The sequence below is a fragment of the Sphingomonas psychrolutea genome, from assembly GCF_014636175.1.
GTDB classification, from domain to species: domain Bacteria; phylum Pseudomonadota; class Alphaproteobacteria; order Sphingomonadales; family Sphingomonadaceae; genus Sphingomonas; species Sphingomonas psychrolutea.
On record NZ_BMDW01000009.1, the window covers coordinates 1 to 16,738 of the forward strand.

A 16,738-nucleotide genomic window follows, 5' to 3' on the forward strand; every position below is an offset into this window, starting at 1 on the left:
TGAATCGCTTCTCCGAAATAGGAACACCGGTGACCGTCCGCCTCTCATAACATCTTCAAGTAAAAGCGCGGTTATGCTCTCGCGACGTTATGCAACAAAGCCGTCTTTCGCAAGTCTTGGTCGCGCCGCTCAGCGCGAGCGGGCTTTGTGTGATCCACCGTCGCTTCGTTGCGCTTGTGCGGAACCGGCTCATGCTCGGTGAGGGCAAGCGCCGCGAGGCGTTGATGTTGATGATCTGCGCCGGGTTGGGCATGGCCGCGATCGTCTTGCTGTCGATCGGAATCGCGACGGAGTCGGAATCGCTCGGCAGAATGATCGCACAGGCGCGTCAGGCGATGTCACGCCCGAACCCGACGCCTGCTCCCTTCACTTCGGTCCCGGCCTCGACAGCCGACTCGCTGCCGCAAGTCCCACTCTCCGTTCCGCACGGCCCGATCGCTCGCGATGTGGCGGCGTGGATCACGTCGGACGACTATCCGGTGGCAGCGCTCAACACCGGGCAGCACGGCACCGTTGCGATGAAACTCCAGATCGATGCGAGCGGCACGGTCATCGGATGTTTTGTGACCAAAAGTAGCGGCGTCGCAGAGCTCGACCAGGCGACCTGTCGTCTCGGCCTGACCCGGGCGCGCTTTTTCCCGGCCCGTAATGCCGCCGGGGTCGCGCTGCCGTCGACGTGGCGACGGAGGATTGTCTGGCAATTGCCGGAGTGAGCAAAGGGTTGCGTCGACCGCTAGACGCGGGCCCAGTTAGTCCCTAGATCACAGACAGTCATGCCGTTCCTTCTGCTCCTCTCCGCGTTGCTGACCGCCCTAACCGGCGCGGTCGTCGGCGTGCGGCCGGCAGATGTACAGATCGCGCGGCGCGCGCACGCGACCCCCATTCAGCGTGCGACCGTCGTCGTAGCTTTACGCTCGGCAGGTCATGCACATTTGCTTGGTGCGTTCGGCATCGTTTCGCGTTTCGCAGCGTTGGATGTCCCGGCGATCTTGGTTGCTGCCCCACGCCTCTACCTGGATCGCCTGCGGGCTTGATCGGGCGGCGCTAACCGCGCTTCCATCCTCGATTCCTTCGGCACCGCGCTGCGCGCGGGCCACAGCTCTTTATTTCAGGAAATCCTTATGCTCGGCGGCATTGCCAAATCGCTTTTCGGGTCGTCGAACGACCGGTATGTCAAATCGCTCGGCACGATCGTCGACAAGGTCGGGGCGTTCGAACCGACGATGCAAGCGATGTCCGACGCGGAGCTTGCCGCGCAGACGGTGAAATTCCGCGCGCGGCTCGCCGAAGACGAAACGCTCGACGCTTTGCTGCCCGAGGCGTTCGCGACGGTGCGCGAGGCTGCTAAACGCGTGCTCGGCCAGCGGCATTACGATGTGCAGATGGTCGGCGGGATCGTGCTCCACCGCGGCGAAATCGCCGAGATGCGCACCGGCGAGGGCAAGACGCTGGTCGCGACGCTTGCGGTCTATCTCAATGCGCTGCCGGGCAAGGGCGTCCACGTCATCACGGTAAACGATTATCTCGCCGCGCGCGATGCCGGGTGGATGGGGCAAGTGTACACCTTCCTCGGCATGACGGTGGGCGTGATCGTGCCCAACCTGTCGGACCAGCAGCGCCGCGATGCGTATGCCGCCGACATCACCTACGGCACGAATAACGAATTCGGCTTCGATTACCTGCGCGACAATATGAAGTATGACCGCGAATCGATGGTCCAACGGCCGTTCGCGATGGCGATCGTCGACGAGGTCGATTCGGTGCTGATCGACGAAGCCCGCACTCCGTTGATCATTTCCGGCCCGACCGACGACAAATCCGACCTCTATCGCTCGGTCGATCTCGTCGTGAAGGAGCTCGCGCCTGAGGATTATGAAAAGGACGAGAAGCAAAAGTCGATCATCCTGACCGAGGACGGCACCGAAAAGGTCGAGCGGATGCTCGAGACCGCCGGGCTGCTCGAGGGCGCCAACCTCTATGACTTCGAGAATACACAGGTCGTGCATCACCTCAACCAGGCGTTGCGCGCGAATATGATGTTCCGGGCGGATACCGATTATATCGTCAAGGATGACAAGGTCATCATCATCGACGAATTCACTGGCCGCATGATGGACGGTCGGCGCTGGTCGGACGGCCTGCACCAGGCGATCGAGGCGAAAGAGGGCGTCGAAATCGAGCCCGAGAACCAGACGATGGCGTCGATCACTTTCCAGAATTATTTCCGCATGTACCCCAAACTCAGCGGCATGACCGGTACGGCGGCGACCGAGGCTGCGGAATTCTACGACATTTACAAAATGAACGTGGTCACGATCCCGACCAACGTCGGCGTCAAGCGCGTCGATGAAGAAGACGAATTCTACAAGGACACTGCGGATAAATTCGCCGCCATCGCCAAGAAGATCAAGCATCACGCCGATCTCGGCCAGCCAGTGCTGGTCGGCACGGTATCGATCGAAAAGTCTGAATTGCTGAGCGAGTTCCTCGTCAAGGAAGGCGTCAAGCATGAGGTGCTCAATGCACGCCAGCATGAGCGCGAGGCGCATATTGTCGCGCAGGCCGGCCGCAAGAGCGTCGTTACGATCGCCACCAACATGGCCGGGCGCGGCACCGACATTCAGCTGGGTGGTAACCTCGAATTCATGGTCGAGGATGAGCTGTCCGAAATGCCCGAGGGGCCCGCGCGCGACGCCGAAGTCGCCCGGATCAAGGCGCAGATCGCGGTCGAAAAGGCCGAAGTGCTGGCGGCGGGCGGGCTGTTCGTGCTCGGCACCGAACGGCATGAGAGCCGCCGCATCGATAACCAGCTGCGTGGCCGCTCCGGTCGCCAGGGCGATCCGGGCCTTTCGCGCTTCTACCTCAGCCTCGACGACGATTTGCTGCGCATTTTCGGGCCGGACACGCTGTTCGCAAAGATGATGCGCTCGAACATCGGCGATGGCGAGGCGATCGGCAGCAAGTGGCTGTCCAAGGCGATCGAGACCGCGCAGAAAAAGGTCGAGGCGCGCAACTACGACATCCGCAAACAGGTCGTCGAATATGACGACGTGATGAACGATCAGCGCAAGGTGATCTATGAACAGCGCGCCGATATCATGGATGCCGATACCGTCGGCGACGTGGTCGAGGATATGCGCGCCGAGACGGTCAATACGATCGTCGGTGGTGCGTGCCCGCCGGGAACTTACCCCGAGCAGTGGGACATTGCCGGGATGAAGGCAGGGCTTGCGGAGACGCTCAATATCGAGCCGCAGATCGAAGCGTGGTTGCAGGAAGAAGCGATCGATCCCGAGATCATCGAGGACCGTGTCCAGAAAATGGCCGACGCAATGGTCGGCGAAAAGGCCGCGTCACTCGATCCGGAAACTTGGATTCGCGTCGAAAAGTCGATCCTGCTGCAGAATCTCGATCATCATTGGAAGGAGCATCTCGCGACTCTCGATGCGCTGCGCCAGGTCGTGCATTTGCGCGCTTATGCGCAGAAGACGCCGATTAACGAATATAAGCAGGAAGCGTTTTCGCTGTTCGAACGGATGCTGACCAACATTCGCGAGGATGTTACCCGGACGATCGCCTTCGCACAGTTCCAGATCGAGGAAGCGCCGGCGCTGCCGAGCTTGCCCGATTTCATCACGTCGCACTTCGACCCGTTCAGTGGCGACGACGATACGAATGATCGGGATGCCGGTAGCGGTTTCATCACCACGCGCTTGCCGCCGCTATCGATCCCACAACCCGATGGCAGCGCGATCGGCCAGGACCCGGCGGCGTGGGAAGGCACCGTCAGCCGCAATTCGCCATGCCCATGCGGATCGGGTCGCAAATACAAGCATTGTCACGGCGCGGTATAAGTCCGCGCTTGTAACCGGCACCGCGCGGACGCGGCGCCGGTCGAACGGTTATTTCGCCGCAACGCTTTCCGGCAGCGGCGCATTGTCGAGCGCCACCGGCACGTCGTAATAGCTGACCTTGCCGGTGCTGCCATAGGTCTTGGCGACGCGCGCGAACCACGCGTCGTTGAACCAAGCTTGCGCGGCGGCGCGCGTGCGGAACAGGTACATCCCGCCAAAGCCGCCATCGTCGCCGATCGTGAACAGCTTGCGCACCAAGCCGGGCACCGCACGATATTGCGGCACCGCCTTTGCCATGCCGTCTGCGATCGCCGTGCGCGGCACGCCTGCCGGGATCGGAATCGAGACGAGAACTGCCACCGGCGTGTCGGCGCTTGGTGCAGGCGGCGGGGCGGTCTGCGCGGCGAGCGGCGATGCGATCAGCGATAGGGCAGCGAACAAGATGATCGGGCGCATTGGGTCTCTCCTGCGGTTGCGACACGAGAGATAGGACGCCGACCGCCCTTGCGTCAGTCGCAAGCTATGCAATTCGACGTTGCGGCTTTCGCAAGGGGAGAGCATGTTAGGGCGATGGACAGCCGAGATCTTCGCTGGTTGCTCGACGTCGTGGACAGCGGCTCCTTTACCGAAGCGGCGCGTCGTCGCGCAGTCGCCGTATCGACCGTCACCCGCCGGATCGACGCGCTCGAGGCGCTGCTCCAGACGCGCTTGATCGACCGCGCCCAGCCGGGCGCACGGCTGACCGCGGCGGGAGAACGAATCGCCACGCTGGCGCGCGCACAAATTGAGGGGGCGGAGCGGATCATGCTCGCCGCGACCGCAGCCCGGCTGCCCGCTGTTCGGGAAACGGTGACCGTTTCTGCGACCGAATTCGTAATTGCGGAACGGCTGGCCCCGGCCTTGGGGCGGCTGTTCGCCACATCACCCTCGGTTAGCGTCGATTTGCAATCCCAGGCACATCTGATCAGCTTGTCCGCGCGCGATGCCGACCTCGCCATTCGGATGTCGCGACCGGAGGGGAACAGCTTGTTGATCCGCAAGATCGGTCAGATCGATCTGGGGTTGTTCGCCAGCGCGGCCTACCTAGCCGGGCGCGCGGTCAGCGCGATCGATCTGTCGCAGGAACGGCTTCTTACGTATGACGACAGCTATGGTCGCATGCCCGAATATTTGTGGGCCGGGCAAGTGGGGCTGGCCCGCGCCGTCGTGCTCCGGACGGGGAGCACGCGCGGCCTGTTGAACGCCGCAATCGCCGGGCTCGGCATCGCGATCTTGCCGCGGCGCGATGCCGTCGCGGTCGGGCTGGTCGAAATGCCATCGCCTTTGGCGTTGGAGCCGCGCAGTGCCTGGCTGGTCGTTCACCGCGACCTGCGACAGGTGCCGCCAATCGCAGCGACCTATGACTGGATCGTGGCGAGCTTTGCCGGTGACCGCCGCTCCGGGGCGTAACCTGGAGCGGCGGCGCGCAGCCTTATTTCGGCAGGACGATCGTTGGTTCGAGGTTCTTGATCACGTCGCGCGCGTCGAAGGCGCGGATGTTATCCTTGGGCTTGGGACCGCGCCCGACGATCAGCTCGGCATTGGCCTCATATTTGTCGATCGTGTCGATATCGACGCCGCGATCGAAGAAGGGGTCACCGAAGAACGGGTCCCAGCTGCGCCAGCCAAAGCCACGGCCGCGATAGCGCCAGCTCGGGCCCCAATAGCCGCCGCCAAAGCCGCCGCCATAGCCAAAGCCTCCGCCAAATCCGCCGCCGAAGCGTGGGGTGGAGTAGGTTCGCGACCGGCGATCGACATCACGGTCCACGAAGACAAAATAGTCGAAGCCGCGCTGCACCGTCAGCTCGGCCGCGCGGTACAGCAGATATTTCTCGACCGTCTCGCGCGAGGTGTAGCTGTTGCCGGAGAAGCTGACCATGAAGCGATTCTCTTCGATCTGGCGATCGCTATAGCCCGATCGTTCGAAACCGCGGCCGACGGCAGGGCGATAGGTTGATTCGGTGGCGCATGCCGAGATCAGCAAGGTCGTCGCGCCAAGAGCGACGGCCAGCGTCTTGCGCAAGGTGGGGGAAGGTAGCGGCATTTCGGTCTCCAATGACTCGGCCTGTGCGGCATACCGTGCCGACAATCCATAAAGCGCAGAACGAACGATCGTGCGCAAGGCTCCGGCGATCGTGATGTACTGGCAAAACAGTATCTCGCCACACATGAACGCAGGGTGACGGGCGGCGGAAATCGTGCGGCCAAGCGTTGATTTCGAAAAGAGAAAAACGGGCCTTGCGCGTTCGCGAAACTCGCTGCTATAGCCCCGCCATCGCCATGGTCCCTGATAGCTCAGCGGTAGAGTAGGTGACTGTTAATCACTTGGTCGTAGGTTCGAATCCTACTCAGGGAGCCACGGCGGAAATCCTCACCGCCCTCAAGCGACGAATTGCTCCATCGTGATGCGATCGTCGAGGGCGTGTTCGGGATCGAACAGCAACGTCAGCTCGCGTGTACGATCGATCACGATCTCCACGAACGCGACATCACGAATTTCGCGCTGATCGGCGACGGCACTGACCGGGCGTTTGGCCGGGTCGAGCACGCGCAAGCTAATCCGCGCCTTGTCGGGCAGGATCGCGCCGCGCCAGCGCCGCGGGCGGAACGGGCTGATCGGCGTCAGGGCCAGCATGTTGGACCCGAGCGGCAGGATCGGGCCTTGCGCCGACAGATTGTACGCGGTCGAGCCGGCCGGGGTCGCCACCAAAATGCCGTCGCACGCCAGTTCGGGCAAGACGATCCGGTCGTTGACGGTGACCTCCAAATGCGCGGTCTGGCGCGTTTCGCGCAGCAGCGAGACTTCGTTGATCGCCGGCAGCGAGACCGTCTCACCGGAAACCGTTACCGCGGTCATTGCCAGCGGGACGACCTTGAACGGCTTGGTGCGTTCGAGCCGCGTATCGAGCCCGTGCGCCCGCCATTCGTTCATCAGAAATCCGACCGTGCCGAGGTTCATCCCGAATACCGGTACGACGGGTTTGCGCCGTTCGAGCATTGCGTGGAGCGTCTGCAGCATGAAACCGTCACCGCCGAGCGCAACGATCAGTTCGGCATCCTGCGGCGCGACCCAGTCATGTGCGTCGGCGAGCATTGCCGCTGCCGCCTGTGCGGGCGGCGTCGGGGAGGCAACCAGCGCGCGGCGTTGCGGCAGAGTCATCCGCCAGTGACGCTCATATGGCGCGCGACGGCGGGTGCCGTTGCCGAGATGTCGAAATCATGCCGCGCCGGCTTGGTCAGCATCGCCGCGTCGAGCGCGGCATCAAGCCCGCCAACACCTTCGCCACGCAGGATCGCTTTCAGATCGACCTGATCGTCATGACCGAGACACGTGTAGAGCACGCCCTCCGTGGTCAGCCGAACGCGGTTGCAAGTGTCACAGAAATTGCCCGTAAGCGGCGAGATAAGTCCGAGCTTCGTCTCCGTCCCCGCAACCCGCCAATAGCGGGCCGGTCCGCCACTGCGATAGGTGTCGCGCATCAACGCGAAGTTGCTTGAGAGATCGTCGAACACCGCGGTCAGCGGCAGGAAGCGGTCGGTGCGATCCTCGTCGATCTGGCCCAGCGGCATCGTTTCGATCAGCGTCAAATCGAGGCCTTCCTCGACGCACCACCGCAGCATTGGGGAGATTTCCTGCTCGTTCAGCCCCTTCAGCGCGACCATGTTGATCTTGACCGCGAGCCCTGCGTCGCGCGCGGCGCGGATGCCGCCGATCACGCGCGCCACATCGCCGTGGCGCGTGATGTAGCGAAACGTATCAGGATCGAGGCTATCCAGGCTGACGTTGATCCGGCGCATCCCCGCCGCCACCAAAGCCGGGGCATGCTCGGTGAGCGCGTTGCCGTTGGTCGTCATCGTCAGTTCGTCGAGCCCGGCGCCGACATGCAGGCCGAGGCGCTTGACCAATTGCCCGACATCGCGCCGCACCAGCGGCTCGCCGCCGCTGAGGCGGATCTTGGTGATGCCGCGCGCGATGAAGCGTTCGGCGATGATCGCGATTTCCTCTAGGCTCAGCACCGCCGCTTTGGGCAGGAACGTCATCTGTTCGGCCATGCAATAACGGCAACGCAAGTCGCAGCGATCCGTCACCGAAATTCGCAAATAGCTGATCGTGCGGCCGTGGCGGTCGATGAGGGCGGGGCCAATGTCCATGCTGTGTGGAGCTAAGCGTTCGTGTCGGCGGTAACAAGGGCCATTAATAGGGCCGATTAACCGGGTCGATTGCGTGCCTCTTCTTTAACGTGCCGTCCCGCATTAGGGTTGCGCCATGACCGCCGCCCCAGCACCGCTGTTCATCCTGTCTTTTCGGCAACGCGATGAGCTGGCGTCGCTGGCGGCGGGCGCCGGATGGCAAGTCGTCGCCGCGCGCCGCATAGGTGGGGCCGAGCGGCGTTTTCTTTCCAGCGGGGCCGCGGTCGCTGTGATCGACGCGCGCGGCGCCCCCGGCGACGGGCTGGCGGCGGCAACGATGCTGGGCGGCGCGGTCGAGGCAAATGGCGGCGCGATGCTTGCTTTGGTCTCCCGGGGGGAGACCGTGACGATTGCGGCCCTGTACGATGCGGGCGCGACGCATTTCCTGGCGAGCCCGTTCAGCGATACGGAGTTGCTCCAGGCGCTGCGCTTCGCGTCGCGGCATGCCGAACGGATGGCGCGCGAATGGCAGGCGGGGCCGGCCTTCGCGCCGCTCGGCTGGCGCTACGATTTGGCCACGCGCCTTTTGATCCTGACGCCGGGGCTGTCGGCCTTGCTCGGGATCGAAGACGAATCCGGTGCGCGCGCCTTGCTGCGCCGGCTCGATCCTGGCGACCGCGCCGCAGCGCTGGCGGCGTTGCGACGGATGACCCCCGCGCGCCCGGCTACGGCATTCGCGCACGATGCCACGGGGATGGGGCGGGTCGTGCAGCATCTGCAACTCGACATGGCGGCACAACACATCGATGCGGTGGTCGAGCCGCTCGGCAGTGCGCCCGAGCCCGCCGCCGAGATGCGCGAGGCGCTGGCCGGCGCGCGCGATGCCGGAAGCGCGCGGCGCTGGCTGACGCGGCGGCTGGCGAATGCGGAGGTGGTGCCGCTGCACGCGATGCTGATCGCGCTCAACCGTTTCGACATGGTCAACACCGCTTATGGCCGCGCGGCGGGCGATGCGCTGCTGCGGTCGGCGCAGAAGCGGATCGACGATGTCGTCCATGAAGTGCTGGGTCGCGATGCCTTGATCGCGCGGATGAGCGGATCGACCTTTGTCGTTGCTGCAACATCGCTGCGCACCCGCATCGACCTTGCGCTCGAGCGGATTGTCGGGGAACTCGCGCGGCCGTTTGTGACGGGCGAATCGATCGCGGTACTCGGCTGCCGGATCGGTCTGGCCGAGGCGCTTGCCGACGACAGCGCGGCCACCCTGCTGCGCCGCGCGAGCGAGGCGTTGGCCGAGGCGCGCGATTCCGACAGCGCGACCATGCGCTTTGCCGATAGCAGGGCGGAAAGCGGGAGTGCGCCGATCGACCGGCTCGCGGTCGATCTCAATCGCGCGATGGAACGCGGCGAAATCGGCATTCTGTTCCAGCCGCAAGTCTCTGTCTCCAGCGGCGCGATCGTTGGTGTGGAGGCGCTGGCCCGCTGGGAACACGGGGTGCTCGGGTCGATCGGGGCGGAGACATTGTTTGCCGCCGCGGCACGCGCCGATCTCGAAATCGGGCTGTCCGACCATATTCAGAAGCTGGTGCTGGCGCAGGCCGCGGCGTGGCCAGCGGCGCTGGCTGGCGTGCGGCTCGCGCTCAATTTGACCGCCGCCGACATTGCGCGACCGGGGTTCGCCGATTTGTTCCTCGACCGGGTCGATGCCAGTGGTTTCCCGCGCAACCGACTGACGCTGGAAATCACCGAGAGTGGGTTGATCGAGGACCTTAGCATCGCCTCGACGCTGTTGTCGGTGCTGCGCGGGACGGGATGCCGGATTGCGATCGACGATTTCGGCACGGGCTATTCGAGCCTCGCGTATCTGAAAGCGCTGCCGCTCGATTATCTGAAGATCGACAAGAAACTGGCGCAGGACATTACCGGATCTCCGCGCGACCGGATCGTGGTGCGCGGCGTGATCGACATGGCGCGCTCGCTCGGGCTGACGGTGATTGCGGAAGGGGTCGAGACCGACGCGCAACTCGAGGCGCTGGCGAAGGAAGGGTGCCAGATCTATCAAGGGTTCTTGTGTTCGGAGGCCGTGACCACAGAAGTACTTTTACGCCTTCTCTTGGAAAAGTAGCCAACATGTCGTGCAACGTGGTGTATACGTGGAGATACGAGTTCTAACGCGATGGTGGCATATGAAAATACCGGTCTTTGTTTCGTACGCAACGACGCTGAACAGTGAGCAAGACGCGCAGAGGCAGCGCATAATCAATCTTTTGGACGAGATGCGACTTGAACCGCGTGCGCTGGGTCGGTAAGACTATCCTACGGATTTTCCTTTGAAGGAAGTGGCGGTGATCGCCAAACACTGTTCCGGTGGAGTTATCTTAGGATTTGGACAGATAGAAGTCGAAAAGGGAATTATAAAACCTGGAACCGAGAAATCTGCTGAAATTAATATGCAAAACAAGATGCTAATTCCGACAGCATGGAATCATCTTGAGGCGGGGATTCTGTTTGGTCTTAATCTTCCTCTTTTAATATTCAAAGAAACGGGTGTTAGCGGAGGAGTTTTTGATAATGGGGTCACTGATGTTTTCATTCATGAGCTAAAAAAGGAAGTCGACCCGGTCGAGCAGGACGCGTTACGAGAAGTATTTCTCAAGTGGCGCGCGAGGGTGAGTCAGCACTATTATTCCTGACCTCATCGGACGCCTACCCCGCCGCCCTCGCCAGCCCCTTGGACAATTGCAACGCGCCGTGCAGCCGCGCCTTGGGATCGCCCCAACTGCGCGTCACCACCAGCTTGCTGTCGGGCCGCAACCGCGCGACGCCGTCGAGCTTCGCGACCCAGGCGAGCAGACCCTCGATATTCGGCGGGCTGTTGTCGAAGAAGGTGACCAGCGCACCCTTGGGCCCGACATCCATCTTCGCGACCGCCGCCTTCTTGGCGTTGAGCTTGATTTCGATGATGCGGATCAAATTGTCGGTCGGATCGGGCAGTTTCCCAAAGCGATCGATCATTTCCGCGGCAAAGGCCTCGAGCGCGTTCTGGTCCTCGACATCGTTGAGGCGGCGATACAGGCCCATCCGCAAATCGAGATCGGGAACGTAATCCTCCGGGATCAGGATCGGCGCATCGACGGTGATCTGGGGTGAGAAATCCTTCGGGCGCAACCGCTGGCCACCGGCCTTGGCGTCCATGATCGCCTCTTCCAGCATCGACTGGTACAGTTCGTAGCCGACTTCCTTGATATGTCCCGATTGCTCGTCGCCAAGCAGATTGCCCGCTCCACGCTGATCGAGATCGTGGCTGGCGAGCTGGAAGCCCGCGCCGAGCGTGTCGAGATCGGACAGCACCTTGAGCCGCTTCTCGGCGGTTTCGCTCAGGATGCGGTTCTCAGGCGTGGTCAAATAGGCATAAGCCCGCGTCTTCGCGCGCCCGACGCGCCCGCGCAGCTGATAGAGCTGCGCCAGCCCGAAGCGGTCAGCGCGGTGGATGATCATCGTGTTGGCGCTCGGAATATCGAGCCCGGATTCGACGATCGTGGTCGAGACCAAAACCTCGAACTTCTTGTCGTAGAACGCCGACATGCGCTCCTCGACCTCTGTTGGCGCCATTTGCCCGTGCGCGACCACGTAGCGGATTTCGGGCACCTGTTTTGTCAGGAAGTCCTCGATATCGGGGAGATCCTTGATCCGCGGTGTCACGAAGAAGCTTTGCCCGCCGCGATAATGTTCGCGCAGCAACGCCTCGCGCAGCACGATTGGGTCCCACGGCATGATGTAGGTCCGCACCGCGAGTCGATCGACTGGCGGGGTCTGGATCACCGAGAGCTCGCGAATCCCTGACATCGCCATTTGCAGCGTACGCGGGATCGGCGTGGCCGTCAGCGTCAGGACGTGGACGTCGGTCTTCAGGCCCTTCAGCCGCTCCTTGTGGGTGACGCCGAAGCGCTGTTCCTCATCGACCACGACGAGGCCGAGCCGCTTGAACTCGATCCCCTTGGCGAGGATCGCGTGGGTGCCGATGACCACGTCGATCTGGCCGTTGGTCAGGCCCTCCTTGGTCGCTTTCGCCTCCGCCGTCGGCACGAGCCGCGACAAGCGCCCGACATTGAGCGGGAAGCCTTCGAAGCGCGCGGTGAAATTGTTGAAATGCTGGCGCGCAAGCAACGTCGTCGGGCACACGATCGCGACTTGCTGGCCCGACATGGCGGCGGCAAAGGCGGCACGAAGCGCCACTTCGGTTTTGCCGAAGCCGACATCGCCGACGACGAGCCGGTCCATCGGAGTACCCTTGGCCAGATCGGCCATCACATCCTCGATCGCGCGATCCTGATCCTCGGTTTCCTCATACGGGAAGCGGTCAACGAACGCCGAATAGCCACTGTCACGTTCGATCGTCTCGGCCGGGCGCAGCGCGCGTTCGGCGGCGGTCGCAATCAGCTCACCGGCGATTTCTCGGATGCGCTCCTTCATCTTCGCTCTGCGGCGCTGCCACGCTTCGCCGCCTAATCGGTCGAGGCTCGCGCCATCGCTGTCCGAGCCGTAGCGGGTCAGCACTTCAAGATTTTCGACCGGCACGAACAGTTTGTCGCCACCGGCATAGGTCAGCGCGACGCAATCGTGCGGCGCGTGACCGACCGGGATCGAGGTCAGTCCCTCATAGCGGCCGATGCCGTGATCGGCATGGACGACGAGATCGCCCGGGGTGAGCATCGCCAGCTCGGCCAGGAACGCATCGGCCGATTTCTTGCGTTTTGCGCGCCGCACCAGCCGGTCGCCGAGCATGTCCTGCTCGGTCAGCAGCGCGACTTGCGGGCTGGAGAAGCCGTGGTCGAGCGGCAGGACGAGGAGCGCGACGCTGCGTTCACCCGCACCCAGCGCTTGCTGCCACGTGTCGACCAGTTTGAGGTTCGTCGCGCCGTGATCGCCCAGCAAGCCCGCCAGCCGCTCGCGCGCGCCGGTCGAATAGCTGGCGAGCACCGCTTTGCGCCCGTCGCGCTGAATCGTCTTGAGGTGATGGACCACCGCTTCATAGACGTTTACGCTGTTCGCGCGCTCCGCGCCGAAATCGCGCGGTCCGTCGACGCCGAAATCGAGCACCGTCGCGCTTTCAGGTTCGTGGAAGGCGGTGATGCGGTGCGCGGGCGCACGCTCGAGCCGGTCGGCCAGATCGGTCGCGGTCAGATACAGTGCGTCGGCGGGGAGCGGGCGGTAGCTGCCGGGGTCGCTCGACTGCGCCTTGACGCGGTTGCCGTGATAATCAGTGATCGCTTCGAACCGCGCCTCGGCCGCCGCGACCGCGCCCGCATCGCGCAGCATCACCGCGTCATCGCCCAGATGATCGAACAACGTCGAGAGCTTGTCCTCGAACAGCGGGAGCCAATGCTCCATCCCCGCCAGCCGTCGCCCGTCGCTGATCGCCTGATAGAGCGGGTCGCCAGTCGCGGTCGCGCCGAATCGTTCACGATAGCGCGCGCGGAAGCGCTTGATGCTGTCCTCGTCGATCAGCGTTTCGGACGCTGGCAGCAGCACGAAGCCGTCGATCCGCCCGGTGGTGCGTTGATCGGCCGGGTCGAAGGTGCGGACACTTTCAATTTCGTCGCCGAAGAAATCGAGCCGGAGCGCTTGCTCCTCGCCGCTCGGAAACAGATCGACCAGCCCGCCGCGCACCGCAAATTCGCCCGCATCGGCGACGGTCTCGACTCGGACATAGCCGTTCGCCTGCAATTGCGCGGCAAGCCGGTCGCGCCCGATTCGCTCTTTGGGGGCGAGGCGCGCGACGAGCTGACGGATGCGAAACGGGGTAAGCGTGCGCTGCGCGACGGCATTGACCGTGGTGAGCAGGAGCTGCGGGCCTTTCGGCACCTGCTGCAAGCGGTGCAGCGTGGCCATGCGTTCAGCCATCACGCGAAGCGTCGGGGAGGCGCGATCGTACGGCAGACAGTCCCAGGCGGGAAATGTCAGCACTTCCAGTTCGGGCGCGAAGGTCGGCGCGGTGGAGGCGATTGCGCGCATCGCGGCTTCGTCGGGCGCGATGAACACGGCGCGGGTCTTGGCGGCGCGCGCCAGATCGGCGAGCAGCCACGGCTCGAACCCGGCGGGGACACCGGCGAGGGTCAGGGGGGTCTTGGCGGTAAGGATCTTGTTGAGGTCGGGCATTCTTGATTTCCCTCTCCCCGCTTGCGGGGAGAGGGCAAGCGAGCGAAGCGAAGCGCGGGAGAGGGGCAGTCATGGAAGGGCGTGCGCGTTACTGCCCCTCTCCCCGGCCCTCTCCCCGGAGGGGAGAGGGAGTTTGGTTACTCCGCGATCGGCACGTAGTTCAGCGTCTTCAACGCCGCGACGATCGAGCCGACATAGCGTTCGGGCGGGACCGCCGTCCCGATTGCCCACGCCATGATGTCGACGTCCTGTTCCTCGAGCAGCTCCTCGACCAACGTAATCTCGGCCTCGCTCCACCCCGCTGAGCGCGCATCGAAAAACCCGCCGATCAGCAAATCGGCTTCCTTGGTGCCACGGTGCCAGGCGCGGAAGCGGAGGCGTTTCAGGCGGATTTCGCGGTCCATATATTTCCAACGACAATTGGCCGGCGGCGCTTGGAGCAACCGTCGGCTGGGGCTATTGCTCCCCAGATAGTCATGCGACCCGATATCCTCAATCCATTGTTCGCCGAAGTGACGGCGCTAAAGGGCATCGGGCCTGGCCTTGCCAAGCCGCTCGATCGGCTCGGGCTGTCGCGCGTCGTCGACGTGGCGTTCCATTTGCCGACCGGCTGGGTCGATCGCGTGCCACGCGAGGAGCTCGATATGGCCGATGCGGGCCGCATCATCGCGATTACCCTTACCGCGCAATCGTATCGCTCCAGCAACGGGCGCGGGCCGACGCGGGTGCAGGCGACCGACACATTCGGCAATTATGTCAGCTTGGTCTATTTCGGCGGGCATGCGGGCTGGGCGAAGAAGCTCGCGCCGATCGGCGAGCCGCGCCGTGTCTCGGGACGCCTCGAACACTACGGCCAGGAATTGCAGATCGTGCATCCTGACTATGTCCTGCCGCTCGAGGAAGCGGGCGACACGCCCGAACGCGAGGCGATCTATCCGCTGTCGGAGGGACTTACCTCCAAACGCATGGCCCAGCTCGCCGCGCAAGCGATCGAGCGTGCGCCGTCGCTCGCCGAGTGGATCGAGCCGGGGCTGCTTGCCAAGCAGCAATGGCCGGCGTGGCGCGAGGCGCTGGCGCGGATTCATGCCGATCCCTCCGACACGGTCGCGCGCGAACGCCTCGCCTATGACGAGATTTTCGCCAATCAGCTTGCGCTGATGCTGGTGCGACAATCGTCGCGCGCGCGGCGCGGCAGGGCGCTCGCGGCGACGGGCAAGCTGCGCGAGGCGTTGCGGCTGCCCTATGCGCTGACCGGTGCGCAAGCGCGGACGGTGCGCGAGATCGAGGGCGATCTGGCACAGGCACAGCCGATGCTGCGGCTACTGCAAGGCGATGTCGGATCGGGCAAGACGCTGGTTGCGACGCTGGCGATGTTGACCGCGGTCGAGGCGGGCGCACAGGCGGCGTTGCTCGCCCCGACCGAAATTCTTGCGCGCCAGCATTACGAATCGCTGCGGCGGATGCTGGCGGGGCTGCCGGTCGAAATCGCGGTGCTGACCGGGCGCGACAAGGGCAAGGTGCGCGAGGCGACGCTGATGGGGCTCGCGGCGGGGACGATCGATATCCTGATCGGCACGCACGCGATCTTTCAGGAGGCGGTCGGATACAAGGACCTCGGGCTGGTCGTGGTCGACGAGCAGCACCGTTTCGGTGTCGCGCAACGCATGATGCTGCAAGCCAAGGCCAAGGCCGCACCGCATCTGCTGGCGATGACTGCGACGCCGATCCCGCGCACGCTGACGCTCGCAAATTACGGCGAGATGGATGTGAGCCAGCTCGACGAAATGCCGCCCGGCCGCCAGCCGATCGAGACGCGCGTCATTTCCGAAGACCGGCTCGGCGATGTCGTCGATGCCCTTGGGCGGCACCTGTCCGATGAGGGCCAGGCCTATTGGGTCTGCCCGCTCGTTGAGGAAAGCGAGAAAAGCGACATGGCCGCCGCCGAGGCACGCGCCGAGACGCTGCGCGCGCGCTTTGGCAATCGCGTCGGGCTGGTCCACGGCCGCATGAAGCCCGCCGAAAAGGACGCGGTGATGATGGCGTTCGCTGCTGGCCAGATCGGCGTGCTGGTCGCCACGACAGTGATTGAGGTCGGCGTCGATGTTCCTAATGCTACCCTGATCGTGATTGAACATGCCGATCGTTTCGGGCTGGCGCAGCTCCACCAATTGCGCGGGCGCGTCGGGCGCGGCTCGGGCAAGTCGAATTGCCTGCTGATCCGGGGCGGGGCCTTGAGCGAGACGTCGCGCGCGCGGCTTGCGCTGATGCGGGAGACAACCGACGGCTTCCGCATTGCGGAGGAGGATTTGCGGCTGCGCGGGGCGGGCGAATTGCTCGGGACGCGGCAATCGGGCGAAGCGGGGTTCCGGCTTGCGACGCCCGAGATGCTCGGCACGCTGCTGCCCGTCGCGACCGACGATGCGCGGCTGCTGATTGACCGCGACGGCGGCCTGGAGGGACCACGCGGCCAAGCGGCGCGAACCGCGCTCTATCTGTTCGAGCGCGATGCCGGGGTTGCGTTGTTGCGCTCGGGGTGAGCGGGACGGGCCGAAGGC

At 64.0% G+C, this 16,738-nt stretch carries 13 protein-coding genes and 1 tRNA gene; 8 read left to right on the forward strand and 6 right to left on the reverse strand.

Features of this window, described 5'->3' with window-relative positions:
- Window positions 1-89: 89 nt before the first annotated feature.
- The 3 genes from IEV62_RS08785 to secA all read left to right on the forward strand — a co-directional run bounded on the left by IEV62_RS08785 (window position 90) and on the right by secA (window position 3,854).
- The gene (locus IEV62_RS08785) at window positions 90-713 is read left to right on the forward strand and encodes an energy transducer TonB (protein WP_188446598.1); all 624 of its coding nucleotides are present in this window, start codon (window positions 90-92) and stop codon (window positions 711-713) included.
- A gap of 60 nt (window positions 714-773) precedes the next feature.
- Window positions 774-1,034, forward strand: a complete 261-nt coding sequence (locus IEV62_RS08790) for a hypothetical protein (protein WP_188446600.1) — start codon at window positions 774-776, stop codon at window positions 1,032-1,034.
- A gap of 87 nt (window positions 1,035-1,121) precedes the next feature.
- Window positions 1,122-3,854, forward strand: coding sequence for a preprotein translocase subunit SecA (secA, locus tag IEV62_RS08795; protein WP_188446602.1), 2,733 nt, complete (start codon window positions 1,122-1,124; stop codon window positions 3,852-3,854).
- Window positions 3,855-3,902: 48 nt separating this feature from the next.
- Here the strand turns inward: secA and IEV62_RS08800 are convergent, their stop codons facing one another.
- Window positions 3,903-4,310 carry a hypothetical protein gene (locus tag IEV62_RS08800; RefSeq protein WP_188446604.1) on the reverse strand — a complete coding sequence of 136 codons (408 nt, stop codon included), beginning with the start codon at window positions 4,308-4,310 and terminating at the stop codon, window positions 3,903-3,905.
- Between the two features lie 114 nt (window positions 4,311-4,424).
- On the opposite strand from IEV62_RS08800, the gene IEV62_RS08805 reads away from it, so the two are divergent.
- Window positions 4,425-5,303, forward strand: coding sequence for a LysR family transcriptional regulator (locus IEV62_RS08805; protein ID WP_188446606.1), 879 nt, complete (start codon window positions 4,425-4,427; stop codon window positions 5,301-5,303).
- 22 nt (window positions 5,304-5,325) lie between these two features.
- On the opposite strand, the gene IEV62_RS08810 is transcribed toward IEV62_RS08805, so the two are convergent.
- Entirely contained in the window at window positions 5,326-5,937 is a 612-nt protein-coding gene (locus IEV62_RS08810; protein WP_188446608.1) for a CC0125/CC1285 family lipoprotein, read from the reverse strand.
- A 240-nt stretch (window positions 5,938-6,177) separates the two neighbouring features.
- Here IEV62_RS08810 and IEV62_RS08815 point away from each other — a divergent pair.
- A tRNA-Asn gene (locus tag IEV62_RS08815) sits at window positions 6,178-6,252 on the forward strand.
- Between the two features lie 21 nt (window positions 6,253-6,273).
- Here the strand turns inward: IEV62_RS08815 and IEV62_RS08820 are convergent.
- Together IEV62_RS08820 and moaA are read right to left on the reverse strand one after the other, a co-directional pair.
- Window positions 6,274-7,053 (reverse strand): NAD kinase, encoded by a 780-nt coding sequence (locus IEV62_RS08820; protein ID WP_188446609.1) that lies wholly within the window; start codon window positions 7,051-7,053, stop codon window positions 6,274-6,276.
- The gene (gene moaA / locus IEV62_RS08825; protein WP_188446611.1) at window positions 7,050-8,045 is read right to left on the reverse strand and encodes a GTP 3',8-cyclase MoaA; all 996 of its coding nucleotides are present in this window, start codon (window positions 8,043-8,045) and stop codon (window positions 7,050-7,052) included. Before moaA ends, IEV62_RS08820 begins: the two co-directional genes overlap by 4 nt.
- Before the next feature lie 115 nt (window positions 8,046-8,160).
- Here moaA and IEV62_RS08830 point away from each other — a divergent pair, with 115 nt between their 5' ends.
- Both IEV62_RS08830 and IEV62_RS08835 read left to right on the forward strand, forming a co-directional pair.
- On the forward strand, window positions 8,161-10,149 hold the full coding sequence (locus IEV62_RS08830; protein WP_188446613.1) for a putative bifunctional diguanylate cyclase/phosphodiesterase: 1,989 nt from the start codon (window positions 8,161-8,163) through the stop codon (window positions 10,147-10,149).
- Window positions 10,150-10,369: 220 nt separating this feature from the next.
- Window positions 10,370-10,717, forward strand: a complete 348-nt coding sequence (locus tag IEV62_RS08835) for a hypothetical protein (RefSeq protein ID WP_188446615.1) — start codon at window positions 10,370-10,372, stop codon at window positions 10,715-10,717.
- Between the two features lie 13 nt (window positions 10,718-10,730).
- Here the strand turns inward: IEV62_RS08835 and mfd are convergent, their stop codons facing one another.
- Together mfd and IEV62_RS08845 are read right to left on the reverse strand one after the other, a co-directional pair.
- Window positions 10,731-14,183 (reverse strand): transcription-repair coupling factor, encoded by a 3,453-nt coding sequence (mfd, locus tag IEV62_RS08840; protein ID WP_188446617.1) that lies wholly within the window; start codon window positions 14,181-14,183, stop codon window positions 10,731-10,733.
- A gap of 137 nt (window positions 14,184-14,320) precedes the next feature.
- A complete protein-coding gene (locus IEV62_RS08845) occupies window positions 14,321-14,587 on the reverse strand; it encodes an FAD assembly factor SdhE (protein ID WP_188446619.1) in 267 nt (88 codons plus the stop codon).
- A 72-nt stretch (window positions 14,588-14,659) separates the two neighbouring features.
- On the opposite strand from IEV62_RS08845, the gene recG reads away from it, so the two are divergent.
- Window positions 14,660-16,720 (forward strand): ATP-dependent DNA helicase RecG, encoded by a 2,061-nt coding sequence (gene recG, locus IEV62_RS08850; RefSeq protein WP_188446621.1) that lies wholly within the window; start codon window positions 14,660-14,662, stop codon window positions 16,718-16,720.
- Window positions 16,721-16,738 lie beyond the last annotated feature (18 nt).